This window comes from Flavobacterium sp. (assembly GCF_004295795.1).
GTDB lineage: Bacteria > Bacteroidota > Bacteroidia > Flavobacteriales > Flavobacteriaceae > Flavobacterium.
The window spans coordinates 178332-199930 of the sequence record NZ_SEBR01000002.1 but is presented as its reverse complement, the minus strand read 5'-3'; the positions used below and the strand labels follow the sequence as shown (position 1 = coordinate 199930).

General features: G+C 48.3%; 7 protein-coding genes. All 7 read right to left on the bottom strand.

The genetic code is table 11. From position 1 onward, the window contains the following. Positions 1 to 313: 313 nt before the first annotated feature. Positions 314 to 7981: a GEVED domain-containing protein gene (locus EOO49_RS01915; protein WP_290842196.1), complete on the bottom strand. Its 7668-nt coding sequence runs from the start codon at positions 7979 to 7981 to the stop codon at positions 314 to 316. 480 nt (positions 7982 to 8461) lie between these two features. Beyond that, positions 8462 to 8770: a hypothetical protein gene (locus EOO49_RS01910; RefSeq protein WP_290842195.1), complete on the bottom strand. Its 309-nt coding sequence runs from the start codon at positions 8768 to 8770 to the stop codon at positions 8462 to 8464. A 212-nt stretch (positions 8771 to 8982) separates the two neighbouring features. Then, positions 8983 to 9438, bottom strand: coding sequence for a MarR family transcriptional regulator (locus EOO49_RS01905; RefSeq protein ID WP_290842193.1), 456 nt, complete (start codon positions 9436 to 9438; stop codon positions 8983 to 8985). A 54-nt stretch (positions 9439 to 9492) separates the two neighbouring features. After that, entirely contained in the window at positions 9493 to 9852 is a 360-nt protein-coding gene (locus EOO49_RS01900) for a VOC family protein (protein ID WP_290842192.1), read from the bottom strand. A gap of 140 nt (positions 9853 to 9992) precedes the next feature. After that, positions 9993 to 10223 carry a helix-turn-helix domain-containing protein gene (locus EOO49_RS01895; protein WP_290842190.1) on the bottom strand — a complete coding sequence of 77 codons (231 nt, stop codon included), beginning with the start codon at positions 10221 to 10223 and terminating at the stop codon, positions 9993 to 9995. A 1659-nt stretch (positions 10224 to 11882) separates the two neighbouring features. Beyond that, positions 11883 to 12326, bottom strand: coding sequence for a hypothetical protein (locus EOO49_RS01890; protein WP_290842189.1), 444 nt, complete (start codon positions 12324 to 12326; stop codon positions 11883 to 11885). A 159-nt stretch (positions 12327 to 12485) separates the two neighbouring features. Further along, positions 12486 to 21533, bottom strand: coding sequence for a fibronectin type III domain-containing protein (locus EOO49_RS01885; protein ID WP_290842187.1), 9048 nt, complete (start codon positions 21531 to 21533; stop codon positions 12486 to 12488). Positions 21534 to 21599: the final 66 nt, after the last annotated feature.

Here is a 21599-nt window from a genome sequence, read left to right as displayed (position 1 = left end):
AAGCATTGTATTAATTAAATTGATTGATATGCGCAAACCCGTAACCTTAAGTCGCGGAGGCTTGTTTTCTAAACGGTTTGGCAGTCAGTTGGAAGAATCTGGGGTAAAGTAAGTTCGGATGTCCGAGCGCGTGAAATATAATCGATAGGATGCCCGTTTCGTCGTTGTACTGCAGGAACATATTGAAGTATTCTGACATATCTGAATTCAAAAATAAATACTTCACATTTTTTCGATGAAAATTCCCACATATCTTCAAATAAAAAAGCCCTTCTGTTTCCAGAAGGGCTTTTAGCATTTATTGGTGTTCCTTTTAGCGTTTGATCACTCTAAGGGTTTTCACGAATCCGGCTTGCGTCACCACGATGTTGTACACACCAGATGGATAACGTTCCCCGAACTGCTGCATTTCGATCGAATCGACCGCGAATTCGCTGTCCTGGATCAATTTGCCAACCATGTCATAGACTTTCACCTGCACTTTTTCGTTGCTAGGCGTATCCATGTCAAGCGCAAAACTTTCGGCATAAGGGTTTGGATAAACCACAGCTCGGAAAGCAACGGTTGGAGCGAGCTCCTCGCCTTTAACGATCGTTCTGGAAGCACCAGGAGCCGTGATCGTACAAGTCTCGCCAAATGGAGACCAGTGACCAGAAGTCTGTACCGAAACGCGAACGCCATACAATGCGCCGGCAACATAACCAGGAACATTGTTGAAAGTAAAGTAGTTCGACGGACGATCGACAATAGTCTGAACAAACGTCGTCATGTTCGTAATCTCGAAACGGTAAGCCGTAGCGCGATTCAAACTAGCTGTCGCTACTACAGTTCCGGCTGCGGACACAGTTGCGCCACAGTTGTTCAACATCGGAACTATCGGAGAAGAGACGTTACAAGGTGCTCCGTAACCTGACCAGGCGCCGTTGCTTGTCTTGATGGCAACCTCAACTTGGTATTGTGTTCCATAATTGAAACGCTCCAACATTGTCAGTGCGAACCAGTTCGTAGTGCGCTCAAGTGTCTGGATGACCAATGGAGCCGTACCGTCTGTGAGGTTAGTCACGCGGAAGCGGTAAGCCGTCACGTTCGGGATACTTGTCGTAGCGATCAAAGTGCTGATGCTGGCCAAAGTGATTCCGCATTGCGAAGGATTGACAGCAGCCGATCCACCCGGATCAAGTACAGCCGGTGTAGAAACAAGACAGCTTGGTCCGTAGTAACCCAACCAAACGCCGTTGCGACGTAGCATGACTGAAATCGAGTAAGTCGTAGCGTAGTCGTAAGATGCCAATTGCGTCAATTGGAAATGTGGTACGTTGGCATCGAAAGTCTGTACCGCGTTAGTAGTAGTATTCACTACTCTGAAACGATATCCATTGACAGGAGCACTGTAGCTGACAGCTCCGATAACAGAACTGATTGAAGCCAAAGTGGTTCCGCACTGAGTCGAGAGAACCTGACTCAACAATTGATTGCCTTCGTCCAGGTTACCGTCGCAATTGTCATCAACCCCATTGTAAAGGATTTCAGGCATCCCCGGATTGATTGCAGCAATGGTATCGTCACAATCTCCACCTACAGCAGCCGCGTTTGCAGGCTCGGTACAAGAAAGCGTTGTTGGCAAAGCCGAATTTCCGTAGTTGTCATTATCAGCATCCACATACCAGACAGTCGCTGTGTTCACAGTTACTGTGGTCGTTCCTGTTCTTACACATCCGGCAGCAGTCGTTGCTGTGATGGTGTAAGTTTGGGTAGCCGATGGTTTTGCATAAACCGATAGTGCAGCGCCTCCTGAATAAGGAACCGTCGCCGCCGCATCTGTATACAAACCTGTAGTTGGAGACCAAGTGACCGAAGCCGCCGGACTACAAGTGAAAGAACGTGATCTGGCTGTATTCTGAGCCGTGCAGTTCGACAATTGCGAATAGAATCTAACGTTGCCAGCAGCTGCTGATACGTAAGTCAATGGAGACGGTCCGTATGCCAAAACTGCTGTTCCGGCTTCGTTACTGACCGTTACATAATCACCAGCACCAGACGACGTGAACACGTATCTCGTGTTAGCCGTAACAGTTACTACCGAATATTCCGCAGTCCATGCGTTCGTTGTAATTACCGTAGCGGTAACTCCGTCGCAAGTCGTAGACGAGAAAGTTCCGGCAGGAAACTGAGCGTTTGTAGACAGCAAGCAGCCTGTGGTCACGTTGGCGGCAAATGGAGAAAGTCTCACGGCAGCATCTGTAGAACAAAGTGTTTGCGGTGCGACAGTAAAAGCGTCAGGCAAAGCATTGACCGTAACAGCAACCGTAGCTGTGTTCGCACATCCTGAAGCTGTGTTGGTAGCAGTCAAAGTATAAGTTCCGGAAGCGGCAGGATTGAAAGTAAATCCAGACGCTGCAGAACCGCTTACTCCAGTTGCAGGTGACCAAACATAAGAGTCGTAGTCAGCGGCGTTAGAAGTTACTGTTACGGCAGAAGAAGGACTTCCGGCGCAAATAGTGGTACTTGCACTGCTAAGTGTAAGAACCGGCGGAGTGTTCACAGTCGCAACAACTGCAGTTCTCGCAGATTCGCAAGGAGCGACCACGAAAGTGTAATCTTCTGTTTCAGATGATGTACTGGTTCCGCAAGCTGTCGGCGTCGTGCTCAAGAAATCGGCTCTAACGCGCATTCTTCTGTTTCCGGCAACTGCCGATGCAGGAACCGTGAACGATCCCGTGTAAGGCGTGGCGGCATAAGAAGTAGTTCCGGCGACTTTCTCTCCGGCATCGTCGAAATCACCGTCGTTATTCCAGTCGACGAAGACGCTGACACCATAAGTGCTGCTTGGCCAAGTAACTGAGAAGTTGACTGTTCCACCCGCAGTTTGGCGAGCTGCCAAAGCAGTGTAATTGCCATAACCTGCTGCCGATTGAACCGTTCCCGTATTGGTGATGTTCGATTGGGCGCCAGTCGTTGAGAAACCTGTGATGTAGTAAGTCGTACTTGTCGAAGTAGACGCACAATAGGTCATCGCAGGAAGCGTAGAAGCCGTAGCCGAAGCGGCAGCATAATAAGTCGTGGTCGCTGTGAGTGAAGGCGTCGTGAAAGACGTTCCAGAAGCGATAGACGCACCACCGGTTGGCGTTGTATACCAGTTGATAGTGTTTCCGGTGCTTGGCGTTCCGGCCAAAGTTACCGTACCAGTTCCACAACGCGTTGCAGGAGTCGTTGACTCAAGAACCGGGTTGCTGATCGTAACGTTTACGGTATTGGAATCAGAGAACGCACCACCGTTCGCACAAGTGACTCTTACGAAATAAGAAGTCGGTGCGGACAAAGTTGGAGTCGTATAAGTGGCACTTGTCGCTCCGGCGATTGCGCCTGACGCGGTGTTATACCATTGCAGGCTCAAACCTGTAACGTTCGTTGCAAATCCTGTCGCAGTCAAAGTGACAGCACCAGATCCGCACACGAAACTTGACGATGAAGAAGCCGTTGCGGCTACAGGCGTTCCCGAACAAGCCGGTGCGGCCGTGATGTTTACTACATAATCTTCTGTTTCACCGAATCCGCTTGACGATACGCCACAAGCCTGAGCTGTCGTAAGCGCGCTGTCATTTCCACCTCTTACGCGCATTCTGGTTTGACCCACAGATGCACCGATAGGAACGGCAACGTTGATTACGGTTGTTCCGCTGGCTCCCGCGTTCACGGTAGATACGAATCCTTCCGAAGCCTCGAAAGTTCCGTTTCTGTTGAAATCGACCCAAACGGCGGCATATTGCGTTCCATCTGCCCCAAATGAAATCGAGACAGGAACAGTGGTTGACTGTTGGATGCTAGGAACTGTAACGTTCGAGAAGAAAGTATAATAAGGTGCAGCTGACGCTCCTGACGGATTGTTCAAAGTACCCAAAGTAACGTTCGTGATCTGGTCTGTCGTGCCTGGACCGTTCGCGTAAGTTGGGGTACAATAATTCGTCAACGTCAATTGTGCAGCTGTCGAGTTAGCCGAACAACCTGCCGATGTAACCACGGCACGATAGTAATAACCCGATCCCGCAACCGCAGTTCCCAAAGTGGAAACCGTCAAAGTCGACGTCGTTTGGTTACTGTAGTTCACACCTACCGGAGTTCCGTTGGCTACGTCGCTGTAAGTGCCGTTTGCCGTAGTCGAAAACTGCCATTTGTAAGTTGGATTGGACGCGCTGGTCGCCACACTGAAAGTAGTCGATGTTCCGATTGGAGTCGAAGCCGCTACCGGTGCAGACGTAATTTGTGGCGAAATGATAGACAATTGCGCACCCAAAGAAGTCGCGTTCGGACAAACTCCTGTCGAAAGCGCAATAGCTCTGTAGAAGTAAGTTCCGGCGGCCGGAGTTGCAGCCGTTGTGGTTACCGAAAGCACCGCCGTAGACTGACCTGAGTAAGTCGCACCCGCGGGCGTTCCGTTGGCTACGTTCGCAAATGTCGTATTGTTGGTAGAATATTGCCATTGGTAACCGTCTACTGTTCCTGTGGCAGCCACAGTGAAAGTCGCCGTTCCTCCAGAATAGCAAACACTTGATCCAGATGGATCTGTACCGATCGCAACTTCGTTGGCAACGCTGAAAGTAGCGATGTTGGAAGAAATCGTGTTGGCCGGGCCTTCCAAAGTAACGCGGAACGAATAAGCCGTAGCCGAAGTCAAGCCCGAAACGGTCAATTGAGCCGAAGTCGCACCTGAGTAAGTGATTCCGGCATCGTTACCGTCTGTAATCGATACAAAACCGAGGCCTTTGTCGACCTGCCATGCATAAGAAACCACAGTTCCTGTCGGAACAACCGTAAACACGGCATCTGACAAGCTTGTAGAACATTGAACGACGCTTTGCGGTTGTTCTGCGATTCCTGTTTCGCCTACGATCAAATCAGCGCCTGCCGTTTCGAAATCAGCGCAAGGTGCTGTTCCGAATGCGATCAAACGATACATGTTCTCGTTGAATGATTCAGGTGTGTCGGTGATCGTCAGTGTAGTGGTTTGGGTTCCGCTATATGGCGCCGATTCGTCAAGATCTTCGAAAACATCTCCACCATCAGTGGAAACTTGCCATTGGTAACCTGTCGCCATCCCGGTAACGGTAGAAGAGAAAACAGCGTTGTCTCCGGTCAAGACCGTCTGTGAAGTCGGATTGGTTGCACTTACAGGCGTATTGACCGTGATTGACGTAGTGACCGTCGCGGTACATCCGTTATCGGTTACGCTGTAAGAAATTGTCGCTGTTCCTGCGCTTTGAGCCGTTACAAGCCCTTCTGCATCTACAGTAGCCACTTCAGTATCGCTTGATGACCAAGTTCCTCCGGGAGAAGCCGTGTTCAGGTCTGCAGTTTCGCCTTCGCAAAGCGCAGTGTTTCCGCCAGTGATCGGCTCAACTACTGGAGTTGGATTCACGATTACGCTGCTTGAACTTGAAGCCGATCCGTTAGCACTTGGCGAACTGAATACTACGATCGGTCCTGCGATATCTCCGGCAGGAGAAACCGCCGTGACAGAAGTATCGTCGTTTACGACAAAAGAAGTTGCCGGGATTCCGTTGAAAGTGACATTGGTAGTTCCCGTGAAATTGGTACCCGAGATGTTGAACGATGTTCCGCCCAACTGACCGCAGACAGAAGCCGGCGTGAACCCGGTAACGGTAACTGGCGGCGGAGTCAACGTCCAGGCCAAAGTATATTGTCCCGTTCCCGTCGACCAAGCGTCCTGAACCCAGTAAACCGTTTGGGTAGCTCCAGTTGTGTTTGCCCAAGTCTGGTTGATCACTTCTGTGTCGACACAGGCAATCTGCGTTTGAGTACCGCAACTTCCATAGAAAATGGCGTGTACTGAATCGTAGTTCGAAGCAGTAAGACCGATCACCAAGGTATAGTTGGCCGGAACGGTGATGCTGTAAAACAAGTCTGGCCCGACACTGCCCGAAAGACCACATGAAGGCGTGAAATTATCTGACGCTCCATAAGTAGAACCTGAGATCGGCGAAGTCAGCGCATCCAAAGAAAGTGCTCCCGAACAAACGTCGTTAGCCGGAAGTGCGCCTGTCGTAAAACTGAACGTCTGGCATCCCGCAGAAGTATCGGTTCCGTTCGACGATACAACTGACCAATAATAAGTCGTGCTGTAATTGAGGTTGACGATTCCTACCGATGTTCCCGTAACGCTTCCGATATTGGTAAGCGCAGTAGGGCTCGTTCCGAAAAAGACATTGTAAGACGTCGCATTCGCGGCAGCTGCCCACGAAACAAGGACTTGTCCGCCATCAAGCGCGACATTGGTAGCCGCGTTGGCCGGAGCTTGCAAAACCGGACAGTCGAGTACCGCGAAGGTGTGCGGTCCGTTCCAAGAGCTGAATCCGTTGGCCAAACAGTTGGCGCGAACATAGAATTCGTATGCTCCGGAAGCAAGTCCAGTAACTGTGTAAGGTGAAGATGCTGTTGTACCGGCACCAGTCGGAACTCCTGCTCCGGCGGCCTGTACCACAACTTGCCAATTCGTTTCCACACAACCCGGATTCCATGTGAAATGAATTCCAGATGCATCTTGCGTATGCGCCAAACCACTAGGCTGCGGACAAGCATCGGCTGCCGTAATAGTGATCGTATAATCTTCTATCTCGCCGTAAGAGGAATTTCCGCAAGCGGTAAGATCGGCACCGCTGGTATTGAACTGGCTACGGACTCTTAGTCTGTGCTGCCCAAGTGGCGGATTGCACGAAAGTACGATAGGGAAAGTGGCCGAAGACCCCAAAACGCCTACACTTCCGCTTCCCGTGACCATTCCGTTGGAAAATCCGATTCTTTCAGAAGCAGAAAACGCCCCGTCATCGTTGTAATCGATCCACGCGGCGTAGCCCTGAGAATATTGTCCGGCATAAACGGTACATCCGTATGTGCTTCCGGCTTGAAGCGTCGTCGTGAGCGACGAGTTTGCCGAATAGTTGGAATAACCCGCAGTTCCGCTAGGACATCCAGTACCGGAATTGTTGTCAAGTGTATTAAGGACGACTCTTGCGATAACGTCTCCGTCAGTACATCCGTAAGTAATTGTCGGTTGGCAATAATTGAGTGCTGTTCCCGTGGTGAAAGAATTTACCGCACAACCCGTTGCCGGACCGTTGCCGTTTCTGGGAACGACTTGCCAATAATAGGTCGTAGAAGCACTCATTGTAGCTGGCGTGTAAGATGTGCCGACGACATTTGCGACAAATGCCGGAGTGGCGCTTGTCCCGAAATAAACATCGTAGCTGCTCGGACTTCCCGTGGCAGCAGTCCATGTGAGTGTCGAATTTCTTACGACTCCCGTAGCCGCAGTGGCCGGAGTGAATCCCGTAGCGCAGTTTGGAGGAGTTACCGCGACTTTTGAAAATTGAGCGTTTGGACGATGGCGTCTGTTTGCTGCGGTAGCCGAAGTTCCTGTCGCAATGGAACAACCTGCGGCACCATCGGCATAAAATCCGAAAGTGTTCGAAATTCCGGCAGCGAACTGAGTTGTCTGGACTGTGGAATTGGAGCTCCAGGCAGCGTTGTCAAAACAAGCCTCGATGAGAATGTTGCTCGTTCCGTCCCAAGCGAACGGAGCCGAAAACGTCCAAGTGTTCCAACCTGTAACGAGCGTTGGCCCGGCGGTCGAAGAAAACACCGTTGTCATAGGCACAGTCGTGTTGATGGCGCCAAGAGTCGTCAGTGATGAGCTTTGACCGATTTTGAGGTTGAAATTGGAAGCCAGAGGCGAGCCTACTGCGGTGATGTTAAAGGCAAACCGGTCGTAATTCCCGGCTGTCATACCCGCGGCTGTCAATTCTGAAGCCAAGTAGAGGTATTGCATCCTGCCGTCTTCGTAAAGCGTACCGAAAGGTGTTACTCCCGATGTCGCACTTGTCGTCGTTCCGGAGCCTATCGTGTAGGTTTGCCCAAAAGACGAAATGCCTGTCATTAGAAAGACGAACAGCAATAAAAAGTTGAACATTTTTGAGGTTTTCGACCTCGATTCTTGCGGAGGCGGACCATAATCCGACGCCACAAACACTTCTTTCCTGGGCACGACAGATGAGTCTAGCCCAAAAACATGGTAGTTTTTAGTCATAGTTTAGAAATTGAGTTAAAATGCATGGGTAAATTATGCATTAGTTAACTATTTGTTAAACTATTTTTACTGATTTCGACTAAAAACCAAAAAATCCGATTAACTGCAACCCGCGCTATTTCAGTAAGATATATCGCGCTTTTCTCAAGAAAGGCATTCCTTACAAAAGATTGCGTTTCGAAACGAAGCATTCGTAAATGCGACAACATATAACAATCCGATTTTGCGGAATTCACAATGCGACAGCATTTTCCAGATTCGATCCGCTGCGTAACGGCCAACGATCATATCATCCGACAGGACATTTTGCAATCCGTTGAAAGAAACAAATCTGACCTAAAAAAAATCAAAATGACTTTAAATTCAAATCAGCAAATAGGTGATCTGGATATTGTCAGACTTCATGATGGCGACGATGTCCTTGTGAAAAAATGACTTGAGTTTTTTCAGAATGGCCGGGCGGATTTTCTTTACAGGCTGCGAAAAACCAACGGTGACGAACAAAGCTTTGTTGCGAAGCGCCTCGGCAACCGCATCTTCTTGAGGAATCGCAGGATTTGGGATTGCATCCTCCGCTCCTATGTTGAAAAGCTTTTCCAGATATGCGATAATGTCCGAGCGAAACGGAATGGTACATTCGCACTTCAACTCGAGTGAAGTAGTGTTGTGCATGGCCGATAGATTTAGGGAACATGAAATTACGAAATCAGGCCCTGCGCTATTTTACACGATTTCTACGTTTTTTTTTAATGAGTTTTGGATTCGGAATGATTTTGTTTATGGAATCGGACGATAGAGCTATCTCAGTAGCTCCAAATGCAGGAAATTTATAATATCGAATTGTTGCGCTCCCATCCAATCACCTCGTTCTAACAAACCGAAGTTCATTTGTTCTCGTCGATAAGCCGAACCATATTTTCGTTGAACGAAGCCAGTTTGTCTTGCAAACCCGCGAAAAAATCAAGATCGGCAGTTTCGATTTCGACAAGCCCTTTTTGCAAAATGGTTTCGCCTTTGGAAGTAAGCCGGATGGTTTTCGCCCGCGTATCGGTCTTGTGTTCCAGTCTCGTCACAAAACCTTTTTCCTCCAAAGTTCGCAGTACTTTCGAAACCATCATCCTGTCGGCATTGCTTTGGTTGGCGATCTCGACTTGCGTAACGGCATCGCTCCTTTTCGATAGCCACGCCAATGCGGCCATTAATGCGAATTGCGTCTGTGTCAAATCTAAAGGATCCAAAACCTTTTTTTGTTTGCGTTGCCATAACATCGTCAATTGCCCAAGCAAATAACCCGGACTGTCATTTGGACTTTTAAAATGGAATTCTATTTCTTTAGCCATGCTGGTTTTAGAACATTTTTGCTGAAATTACGTCAAAATCTTCTTTGTGAACGATCATTTCGACTCCAGAAACGTGAGTTTGTAACCATCGAGGTCTTTTATATGGAAAGCTCTTCCGAAAGGCGTTTCGATAGTTGGGCCGATAGCAGTTACACCGTTCGATGCGAATCGCTCTTTAAGATCGTCCACGTTTTCATCTACGGCGAACCAAAGCGCCACTCCGATTCCCAATTCTCTACCATCAAGCGGTTCAAGTGGCGTCCGGATGGCAAAACTCGCTTGTCCCTTGTCATACTTGAAAATACAAGCCTGCGGATTCGTGTCTCCAATTTCAAAACCCAATTTCTGGCTGTAAAAGTCTTTAGAGGCTTCGATATCTTTCACTTGAAGCGAGGCAAATGTCAATTGTTTCATGTCGTCAAATTTTATTGTAGTCACAAATATAGTATATGCGACAACAATAAAGCGTCTTTTTGGTTTTTATTTTGTTCCGATTTAAAAAATGTGAAGATTGGAAAACTTTTCTGCGCCCGAAATTGAGTTAAACACGCGGGCTATACCTGAAAATCCATATCCAATAACTGGGATGGCGTAACTTCAAGTCCTTTGGCCAATTCGAGCAAAGTACTGAATCCGAAATTCTTCGCGCCAAGTTCGATAGCAGTGACGTCTTTCACCGACAAAGTCGTATTGGCAACGATATCCTTGATCTCGACACCGCGTTCACGCCTCAATTCCTGAACATGTTTCCCGAATGCAACGAAGCGTTTATCTTTGAAATACATTTTGCTATTGGTTTTACTCGCACTAAAAATAACTATTATGAAATGGGGATTTTGGCGTTTGTACAGTTTAGATTTGTTATAAATCCAAATAATGATGTTACGCTTTTTTTTGGAGCTTTTTCCGGCTAACTGGCACTAGCTTTCTTTAAAAATCCGGTTTTTCTAAGGCTTGAAACGAGCTTCCTGCGGTCGCTGTTTCGAGCCAAGAAAAGCTCGGTTTTTTCTGCGAAAGGCTAGTTGCCGTTATCCGGGCTATTTTCTTTTAGCCGCGAAATCTTTTTTCTTTATTATTTCCAATGTAACCGGATCTTCTCACTCTCGAGCCGCAAAGAACGAGCTGCGCTCGTTTGGTGTTTTTCGCCGGCTGCGCCGTCGCTTGCTTTTAATTTCTTTCGTCGACTTCCGCGGGAGTTCTTTTGTCTGGCAACAAAAGAACCAAAAATGCCCTGCGGCTGAACCAAAAACGCGACCCGACAGCGTTGAAATTTGGACCCGAGCAACGCGAACTGACGGAGCTTGCGGAGTAAAAGAGGCGAACAATGCACTGTGCCGTTGACGCCTCTTTTTACCAAATTTCAAGACGTCAGGTGCCCGCGTTTTGTGCTTAGGCCGCGGACTAATCGGAAGTGTTTATTTGCTTTTTAGCTTGCTTCGCGTCGCTAAAAACGGCTTCATAGCAAAAAACAGGTGTGTCTTTGACGGAAACAATCGGTTGGCTTTGGTTGGGAACCTTGGTTTTTACGTTTGCGCTAAACAACCATTCGGCTCAAAAAGCTTAACATTTTCTACAGAAAATCTATAATCAACTCCCGATTTTTTCCCCGAACTTCGCCCAAACCTAACAAATCTTCGAGATTTGTTAGGTCTTAGGAAACTGCGGCTTGCGACAGATTTTTGACAGGCTTTTTGGACGTTTCGAAGCACTGGTTTTAGAAGATAGAAGTTTCCAGTTGTCCATAAGAAAAAAAACTATGTTGCTAACGGCGAAAATGGGTTAGCGTTGATAGAGAATCGTGAGTTCTTAAGTTTGCTAGAAATAATTTTCAGGATCAAAAACCTTAACATTTTCTAAAGAAAATCTGTAACCAAATCCCGGTTTTTTCCCCGAACTTCGGTCCAGACCTAACAAATCTCAGAGATTTGTTAGGTCTTAGGAAACTGCGGCTTCCCACCATTTTTTGACTTGTTCTTTGGTTGTTTCGAAGCACGGGCTTTCAACGCCAAAAGTTTCCGGTGAGACGTCATGGAACCAATTCTGGCGATTGAGGAAATTTGGTGTTCGGAGACGCATTTTTCCAAAGCGACAGCGAAGGAAATCGAGGCCCGAGCAGATAGCAAGTCGTTTCACAAAAATCTCCGGGCCCGAAGATTCAACAAAGTTAAAAATGTCAATAAACACTTCCCAATTAGTCCGGCATTTGAGCGTTTTGGCGGGCACCTGACGTATTGGAAATTCGTTGACCCGAGCAACGCGAATTGACGGAGCTTTGCGGAGTAAAGGAAAGGCTGTTTGAGCGACCCAAAAAGGAGGTCGTTACACAAAAACCTTCCCGCGAGTTCCTTTAATTCCCGAATTTCCAAGGCCGTCAGGTCGCCAAAATCGGTCGTGCCGCGAGCCTTTTTGGTTCTTTTGTTGCCAGACAAACCGAGGTACGAGGTTCACTGAGCCGAGCGTAGCGAACTGGCGAAGCAATCCTTTAAAAAACAATAAAAATCAATGAAGTAAAAGAAGGCCTGCGGAAGGCGACGAACTACAACATCCGGCAGCGCAGCTGCCGCAAACACCAAAAAAAGCGCAGCTTTTTCAATCGACTTCGAGAGTGAGATAATTTCTGTAAACACAGAAATACTAACAAAAAAGATAGATAGTCTTACGACACTCTTAGCCCGGATGCGGGCAACTAGCCTTTCGCAGAAAAAACCGCGATTTTTCTTAGGTTGCAACAGCGACCGAAGGAAGCTCGTTGCAACCTCCAGAAAAACCGGATTTTTCAAGAAAGCTAGTGCCCGGCAGCCGGAAAAAGCTCCTAAAAAATCCAACCAAAAATCTGTACCTAAAAAAACGAAAGTATAAAACGAGAAAAGCCGACGGCAAAATCCCATCGGCTCTCTGTATCTCTCCCATATCAATTTGTAGAGACAGCATAAATGTAATAAGCTTAGTTACTATTCCATACCGTTTTTAACAAATTCTTACCAACGAAGCCAAAAAAAACCCGCCTCATTGCTGAGACGGGTTTCTTAAAAAGAATCGGAAGTTACTTAGCGCTTGATCACGCGAAGTGTTTTCACGAATCCGGCTTGGGTCACAACAACGTTGTAAACACCCGACGGATAACGCTCACCAAACTGCTGAGTTTCGATAACATCAACAGGATATTCGCGGTCTTCAAGTAGTTTTCCTACCATGTCGTAAACTTTCACCTGTACTTTTTCGGCACTTGGTGTGTCCATGTCGATGGCAAAACCTTCTACGTAAGGGTTCGGATAAGCAACTGCGCGGAAATCGATAGCCGGCTGTTGTTGCTCCTCACCTTTCACGACAGTTTTGGCAGCTCCCGGAGACGTCACTGAACAAGCCTCGCCAAATGGAGACCAGTAACCTGAAGTCTGGATCGCTACGCGTACTGCGTAAACCGTGCCCGGCGTATAACCAGGAACGTTGTTAAACGAGAAGTAGTTGTTCGATCTGTCGATAGTCGTTTGCACGAAAGTCGACATGTTGGTGATCTCGAAACGGTAAGCCGAAGCGCGGTTCAAGCTGGTTGTAGTAACCAATGTTCCGGCTGTGGCGATAGTCGCTCCACAGTTTGTAAGTGTTGGAACGATTGGAGAAGAAACGTTACAAGGCGCTCCGTATCCGGACCATGAACCGTTCGTCTTAACCGAAACTTCAACCTGATACTGTGTTCCGTAGTTGAAACGAGTTAACATCGTCAAAGCGAACCAGTTCGTAGTGCGCTCAAGTTCCTGAGTTACGTAAGGCGCCGTGCCATCTGTGAGGTTAGTCACGCGGAAGCGGTAAGCTGATACGTTAGGGATACTTGTGGTAGCGATCAATGTGCTGATGCTTGACAAAGTGATTCCACACTGGGATGGATTGACCGCAGCCGATCCTCCCGGATCAAGGATTGCCGGTGTTGAAACCAGGCAGCTTGTTCCGTAGTAGTTCAACCAGATGCCATTGCGACGCAACATTACCGAAATGGAGTAAGTCGTTGCATAGTCGTAAACTGCCAATTGAGACAACTGGAAGTGTGGCACGTTTGTACTGAAAACCTGAACGGCGTTTGTAGTTGTGTTAACCACTCTGAAGCGGTAACCGTCAACCGGAGCACCAAAGCTTACAGCACCAATTACCGAGCTGATTGAAGCCAAAGTAGTTCCGCACTGCGTAGGCAATACCTGGCTCAAGAGCTGGCTTCCTTCGTCAATGGTTCCGTTGCAGTTGTCATCGATTCCGTTGTAAGGAACTTCGGCATGACCTGGGTTGATCGCAGCAATCGTGTCGTCGCAATCCCCGTCAAGTACAGCATAACCTGTTGGAGCAGCAGAAGCGCTGGCCGCACAAAGTGATACTGGCGAACCTACACCATATCCGTCTCCGTCTGCATCTGCATAGAAGTTGTAGAATTGGTTGACCGTAATCGTAGCCGGAGCGCTCGTTTTGGAACATCCGACAAAATTACTGACAGTAGCGGTGTAAGTGGCAGAAGCCGTAGGTTTGGCATAAACCGTTCCCGTGCTTCCTCCCGTGTAGGCGATTGTAGCAGCCGAATCGGTGTACAAACCTGTGGTCGGAGCCCAAGTAACTGTGGCTGGAACAAGTCCGAATCTCATGTTTGGTCTGAGCGCACTTGCAGCACTGATGCTATAAGTTGCTTCTGCATCAAAACCTGCAATCCCGTTGGCGACGTTATCTTTCGCTACCGTGAAGACAGTATTCGCGGTTGTGGTCGTCGTACGGGTTGTCGTTCCGGTTCCATTTCCACCGTTTCCGGCATTGTGGACCGTTTCTACGATCACGTTAGACGTACCATCCCAAACATATGGAGTCGCAAGCGTAAAGGATACGATACCTGTAGCCGATGGCGTGAAGTTCGTAGGTCCATAAACCGCGGTTGTTCCACCTACGATTCCGGTCAAAGCCGAAGCCGAAGTAGTACCCATACGGATCGTGAAATTGGCAAGCGTACCTGCTGTAGCAGTCGCGCTGACGTCAAAACTCAATGATCCAATCGCTGATCCGGCCGACAAGCCTTGAGCCGTAAGCTCCGATGCCGTGAATAGGATTTGCGTTTTCGTACCTCCGTAATAAGCACTCAAAGGATTAGGATAACTTGTCGTAGAAGGCGAAGTCGTTCCGTTTCCGAAAATAGCCGTCGCTGCGGCTGTTGAAACACCTACAGTAAGCGGCGTAATACCTCCCGCACAAACAGTTGTATTTGCTGGAGTGATCACTGGATCAGCAGGAGCCGCATTGACAGTCACAGTGAAAGTGGCTGAATTGGCACACTGAGAACCACCAGTTTGAGTAGCCGTCAAAGTGTAAGCGGTAGAAACTGAAGGGTTGAATGTCCAACCACTAGTTGTATTTCCTGTTACACCTGTAGCTGGCGTCCAAACATAGTTGTCATAATTCGCAATTGGAGACGTAAGTGTCACCAATGATGACGACGTACCGGAACAAAGCGTAGCTGAAGAGCTGCTTATTGTCAATGCCGGAGCGGTGTTTACCGTAGCTGCCACAACTGTGCGCGAACTAATACAAGTTACCACATTAGAAGCTCCAAATGCGATTTTAGCACGCGTAGCGCCAACATCGAAAATTGATGTGCCTCCTGCACCTGCAGTAGCACCAGTAAACGCAAGCATAGTAGCGGACGTTACGTTATCCTGACGGTACGACTGGCTACGGTTTCCTGTAGTTGTGTCATACTTGATGGTAGCACTGGTATTAACTGTGTTGTTGTTACTCCAACTTACGGAAACGATCACGTTGGAAGTTCCATCCCAAGTAAAGTTGTTGTTGAAGTTCAACATGTTTACACCCACGGCTGGAGTGAATGTAACGCTGTTTACGACAGTAGACAATCCGCCTTGGATGTTCGCCGGTGAAGGGAAATTTGTCAAAGACGTGTTACCCATCTGAACAGTCAAACCTTGAAGCGCAGAACCTACGGTAGTAAATTCGAAAGCGATGGAAGACAAAGTTCCCGGACGCAAACCAGCGGCAGACAATTCTGCAGCGGTAAACAAATATTGAGATTTAACACCTCCGTAAGTTCCGTTCGCGAAGTCGTAAGGAGCGCCTGTCCCTGTTGTAGCACCAGCACCAATCGATGCGATTCCGGCGCCCATAGCTTGGGCAGCGACGTAGTAATTCGTCGTAGTCGAGATGGAAGGCGTCGTGAAAGTGTTCCCGAAGGCAAGAGCAGTTCCTCCTGTTTGTGCAGCATACCAAGCCAAAGAAGTTCCGGCAGAAGGCGTAGCAGAAAGCAGAACCGTTCCGGCTCCACATCTTACTCCTGGAGTCGTAGCTTCAACAACTGGATTCGTCACAGTGATATTCACAGTGTTTGAATCAGATGAAAGACCAGAATTAGCACAAGTCACACGAACGAAATAAGACGCACTTGCAGTCAAAGTAGGAGTCGTGAAAGTAGCGTTAGTAGCGCCAGCAATCAATCCTGTCGCAGTGTTATACCACTGGAATGAAATTCCGGCATCAGGAGTCGTGAAACCAGTAGCCGTCAAAATTGACGTTCCCGATTGGCAGATTGATGAAACCGAAGCTGAAACAGTGCCGGCAACAGGAGTTCCCGAACATGCCGGAACAGCCTGAATGTTGACATTGTAGTCTTCGTACTCACCATACGCAGATTGGCCTGTACAATATGCAGTAGCTCCAACAACAGTGTTGTATCTCGATGCTACACGCATACGCGTCACACCTTGAAGCACATTGGCTGAAAACGCAGGGATTGCAATAGTTCCAGTAGCATTTGTAGGTGCAAAAGTTGCAGTAGTCGTAGCAAATACGCTTTCACCTGCATCTTCAAAATCACCGTCTTGGTTAAAGTCGATCCACACCCTGAACTGTTGCGCACCGATAGAAGTCGTTCCGCCAGCAGTCAATGACACCGGATAAGATTGACCTGCGTAAACATTCGCCGTAAGGTTGCTGTAATACGTATAATCAGTAGCTGTATCTCCAGAGTTATTGTTGGCGATGTTGGCGAAGTTAAAGTTGTTGATGTAATCTCCGGAAGCCGATACAGTAGTCATAGCAGGAATACAATAATTCCTGATAGTCAACTGAGCCGAATTCGAAGTTACGCTACAACCTCCAGAAGTAACGATTACCTTGTAGTAACGCGCAGTGCTTGGGGCGGCAGCGCTTGTAGCATTTACCGTTAGGGAAGCTGAATCTGCTCCAGAGTAAGAAACACCGGCAGGCGTTCCGTTTACTACAGGAGAATAAGTTCCACCGGCAGTTGTTGCATAAACCCACTGATAAGTTGGAGCCGGAGCCGATGTAGCCGCAGTAAAGACAGCACTTCCACCATTAGCCGCCAGTACTGTCGCAGCTGCTGGCTGAGATGTGAACTGAGGCGTGAAAATCGTCAATTGGGCTGCATCAGAAGTAACAGCAGCACAAGGAGCGTTCGCCCCGATAACCGCGCGGTAGAAATAAGTACCAGCAGCCGGAGTACTCGCAGTTGTAGCAACTGTCAAAGTAGCCGTAGTAGCGTTAGTGTAAGTCGCTCCTGCAGGTGTTCCGTTCACGACATTGCTGAACGTAATTCCGTTTGCAGAATATTGCCACTGATAGCTAGCGACGCCGCCAGATGCATCAACAGAGAAAGTCGTGCTTCCTGAAGAATAGCAAGTAGATGAACCAGCCGGTTGCGTGTTGATTGCAATACCTTGGTTAACTGTCAAGCTAGCTGGGTTCGAAGTCGCTCCATTGGCCGGACCAGTAACGATAACGCGGAAGTTCAAACCGCTGTTGCTGAAATTGATTCCGTCGACAGTCAATTGAGCTGTGGTTGCGCCTGAGTATGTCAAGTTTCCAGAAGCTCCGTTAGCGATAGTCACGTAACCAAGTCCTGAGTCAACTTGCCAAGTGTAAGAAGTCACCGTTCCAGATGGAACAACTGTAAATACAGCCTGACCATTACCTGAAGTACAAAGTGTTACACCTGCCGGATCTTGTGTGATTCCAGTGTCTCCAACATTCAATGTAGCTGCGGCAGATTCGAAAGCCGCGCAAGGAGCTGCAGCCGAAATAACTACCATATACATGTTCTCGTTAAAAGTGTCCGGAGTGTTTGTGATTGTCAATGTGTTTGTAGTTGCTCCAGAATATGGCGCACCGTCAACAACATTTTCGAACACGTCTCCACCATCTGTAGAAACCATCCACTGATAACCTGTAATAGCGCCAGAAGCCGTTACAGAGAAACTAGTATTGCTTCCCGTAACTACAGTTTGTGTAGTTGGATTGGTTGAAGTGATAGGTGCATTTACCGTTACAGTAGTATCGGCGTGGCCTGTACATCCCAAATCAGTTACTGAGTAAGTGATCGTGGCAGTTCCAGCACCAGTAGCAGTAACAAGCCCGTCTTGGGTTACAGTAGCAACTGCAGTATTAGACGAAGCCCACACACCGCCTGGAGAAGTATTGCTCATTTGAACAGTTCCTTGCACGCAAAGTGTAGCGTTTCCGTTTTGGATAGGATTTACCGAAGGAGTCACTCCTACTGTCAAAGACGCAGAACTTGTTCCAGAAGCAACGGCCGAAGAAACAACGATCGTTCCTGTAGTGGCATTTACCGGAACAACCGCAGAGATCTGAGTATCGCTATTCACTACAAAAGAAGCAGCGGCAGTTCCGTTGAAAGAAACAGCTGTCGCTCCCGTGAAATGCGTTCCAGTGATCATGACAGTGCGCTCGGCCACACTTCCGCCATTACAGACAGCCGTCGGAGCGAAAGAAGTGATTGTAGGAGGCGTAACGATTACAGAAATATCATCAACGATCAGATAAAACTGGTTCGCAGCCGAATAGGCTTGGAATCCGAAGTAGAAAACCCCTGATGTCTGAGGCACAAATACCACAGAAGCAGTAGATGGCGTAGCAGTGTTGAGGTTCGGATAATCACCTATGACGTTTGTCATTGCAGATGCAACAGGAGAGTTTCCGTAAGCAACTTTAAGTTTCTCAACGTAAGTTGTACTCGAGGATCCGTACTTGTAAGAGATCGTATAGCTTACGCCAGCAGTCAGGTTCAAGCCTCTCGTGTACCACCAAACATTGGCTGCATTCGAAGTGTTCCAAGAGTAACGAAGCGCTTTCGAGGTGAAACCGTAGGCTGCAGGCGAAGCTGTTACCCAAGCATTACCTGTTCCAACATTCTGAACAGTCGTACAAGTTGGCAAAGCCGGAACCGTAACAGACTCGAAGTTTTCAGCATAAGGCAAGTCCAAACTCGCACATGGTGTCGTGAAAGTCATCGCTGTCGACCAAGCTGAATAATCCGTACCTCCACAGAAAGTTCTGATGTAAACACTGTAAGAAGTATTCGCAGACAATCCGTTGGCAGTAGCCGTAAGGGCTGGCGCATTGACGTTTCCAGAAGCAACAAGACCCGTCGCTCCTGAACCGGCGGCGCCAGACGAGCGAACTTCATAGAAGTACGTTGCAGGACTTCCCTGCGAAGGAGCAGTCCAGTTCAATGTTACACCTGTAGTGGTCATATTACTTGTAGTAACTGCCGTTGGCGGATAACAAGTAGGCGTAAGCTCCCAAACAACATCGTCAACGTACACAGTTGTATAAGTTGAAGTATTGACGCGTTTAAGCGCGATAAACTTATTAGTACCTGTATAGCCGTTGAAAGGAACGATAAATTCCTGCCAAGAGGCAGTAACATCGACTGTCTGCAAAGGCGTAAACACTGCCGATGCACCAGATGTATCAAGAGTTCCGACGATAATATCCTGAGATGCCGTCGAACATATCGCCTTGAAACGCAAACGGTGAGTGCCGGCAGCGAGGTTGGACACGTAAGGAGATACCAAGATGATATCTTCTGTAGCTCCGGTTCCTGAATTGTAAAGTCCAACCGCGTTTGGAGCCGACGCAACCGGAGAAGTACTCGTTCCTACAGTTACATACTGCAAGCTGGAGCTCGTACCTCTAATGATTTTACTCCAGCAAGATGGCAAGTTAGGAGTTGTCTGTGTATCGAAGTTCTCGTTGAATGCAGTCAAAGGATTGCAAAGCGTGGTAAATGATGATACGACAGTCCAAATCGACTTATCAGATGTAGAGCAAACGCTTCTCACCCAGTAGTAGTAAGTCGTATTGGCGTTCAAGCTACCCAGCGATGCCGAAGTTACCCCAGCCGCTGTCGATCCTGAAGGAGTCGCAGAAACAGAAGGTTCAGCATTTGTTGTAGCGTAATAATACTCATATCCATTGGCCGGAGCCGAAGTAGGAGCCGTCCAGGAAATAGTGGCGCCATTATTTGTCACTGCAGAAGAAGTCAACGCTGTCGGTTCAATGCAGGTTGGGGACAATTTTAAGTTAAAATCATCGAATCCCATGTAGTATGGCGCTGACGACGACGCCAAAGATCGTATCGCAAAATAGTAAGTCCCCGTAGTTCCCGGAACAAACGTTCTTGTTGTTTTTGCGTAAGTTGACGTTGTGGTAGCAGCGGCCGCAACGAATGAGCTTCCCAAAGCAGTCGCCCCCGTAGCCGACGTCGCCGAATTTACCAGCACATCGCCAACCCAACCAGAAGTTCCGTCTCCGACCCAATAAAACGAGAAATCATAGCTTGTGCCCGCTGTCAATTGGAAAGGCGGACTCCACAAGTATGCAGTTGTCGATGGATAGTAAATGGTCACGTAGTTCGGAGTCGAACGCGGATCATTATAGGTCTGGGAGGCCGCATTCTGAGTAGTATGCATGTATGAACTCGAAAGGCCTCCTTGCGTTACCCAACAAGATGGCAAAACGCCATTCCCGATAGTTGACATGGCATCAAAGTTTTCATTCCATGGCAAAGAAGTGATGCTTGCGCACGGCGCCACGAATGTAGTTGCAGCAGACCATCCGCTGTAGACGCCTGTTCCACAAACCGAACGCACATAAATGGAATGTGTCGCACCTGGTGTCAAACCAGTGACGTTCGCAGTAAGAGAAGTCGTAGCGCCACTTGCTGACAAACCTGTTGCACCCGATCCCGCAGCTCCGGAAGTACGAACTTCATACTCATAGCCAGAAGATGGGACAGGATTCGCTGCAGACCAACTTATCGTTGATGTCGTTGGAGTCGTAGCCGATGCCGTTATGACAACGGGTGCGGCACATGAAGGTGGTGTAAAAGAGTACGTAAGGCCATTAGCCGGAGCAACCGTACTCGAAATTGGAATCGTTGCCGAATTAGTAGTTCCGGCAGTTGTCGATGCCCAAGAAGTCGTGGTGGTTCTATTATTGAAAGCAGAAGTTGACGAACCTCTTAGACCAACTTCTCCACCTGTTGAAGTAGTACTGCTCGGCGTTGGCCAACTGTAAACTAAATTGATAGCATTAGAAGTCTCATTAAGAACGATCTGAAAATTCATCTCGTCTCCATAAGCAAGTGAAGTCGTGTATCGCGAAAATCCGGTAAACTGCACAACCAATTTGCGGTTAGGGGCAGTTCCGGTCGTTTGGTAACGAATCCCGTAGTCACTTTCCCAAGCACGCAAATGCGAACCTGTTCCAGCCGAAGACGCATTGGCCGACATTGTGATAGTCGTTGCAGTTACAGCAGTTACGGTAGCGCCCGAAGCGATTCCTGTTCCGCTTAAAGTCGCACCGATCGCAAGGTTGGCCGTATTACCGGCTGTAACAGTCAAAGTCGGACTGCCGCTTGTGCGGTTTACGACGAAATGCTGTCTTGCAATCAAATCGACACCAAATGCAGAGATGACATTATTTGTCGAACCCGAGCTGATTGGCGTTGTAGACGAAACCGGCGCAGTCGACCCCATTGAGATCCAACCGTTGGCGTTTATACCAAAAGTTGTGTAATCTGTGCCCGAATAATTGAACGTAAACCCAATCGGCAAAGCCGAATAGACATTGTCATCCAGTGCAAGTGCAGACGTCGAAGCCGTGTTTGTACCGCCAGTAATTGGCGTATACGTAGACGATGACGACGAAAAAGTGTACCCGGACACCTGAGCAAAAGCCGAATTCTGCGCAAGGCAAAAAACCGCGATCACCAAACTAAAAAGCCATGACTTCATGACTCTGGAAGAATGCCACAGCGGAGGGCCGCCGACATCTTCCACACTTTTTCCGGCCCGAGCACT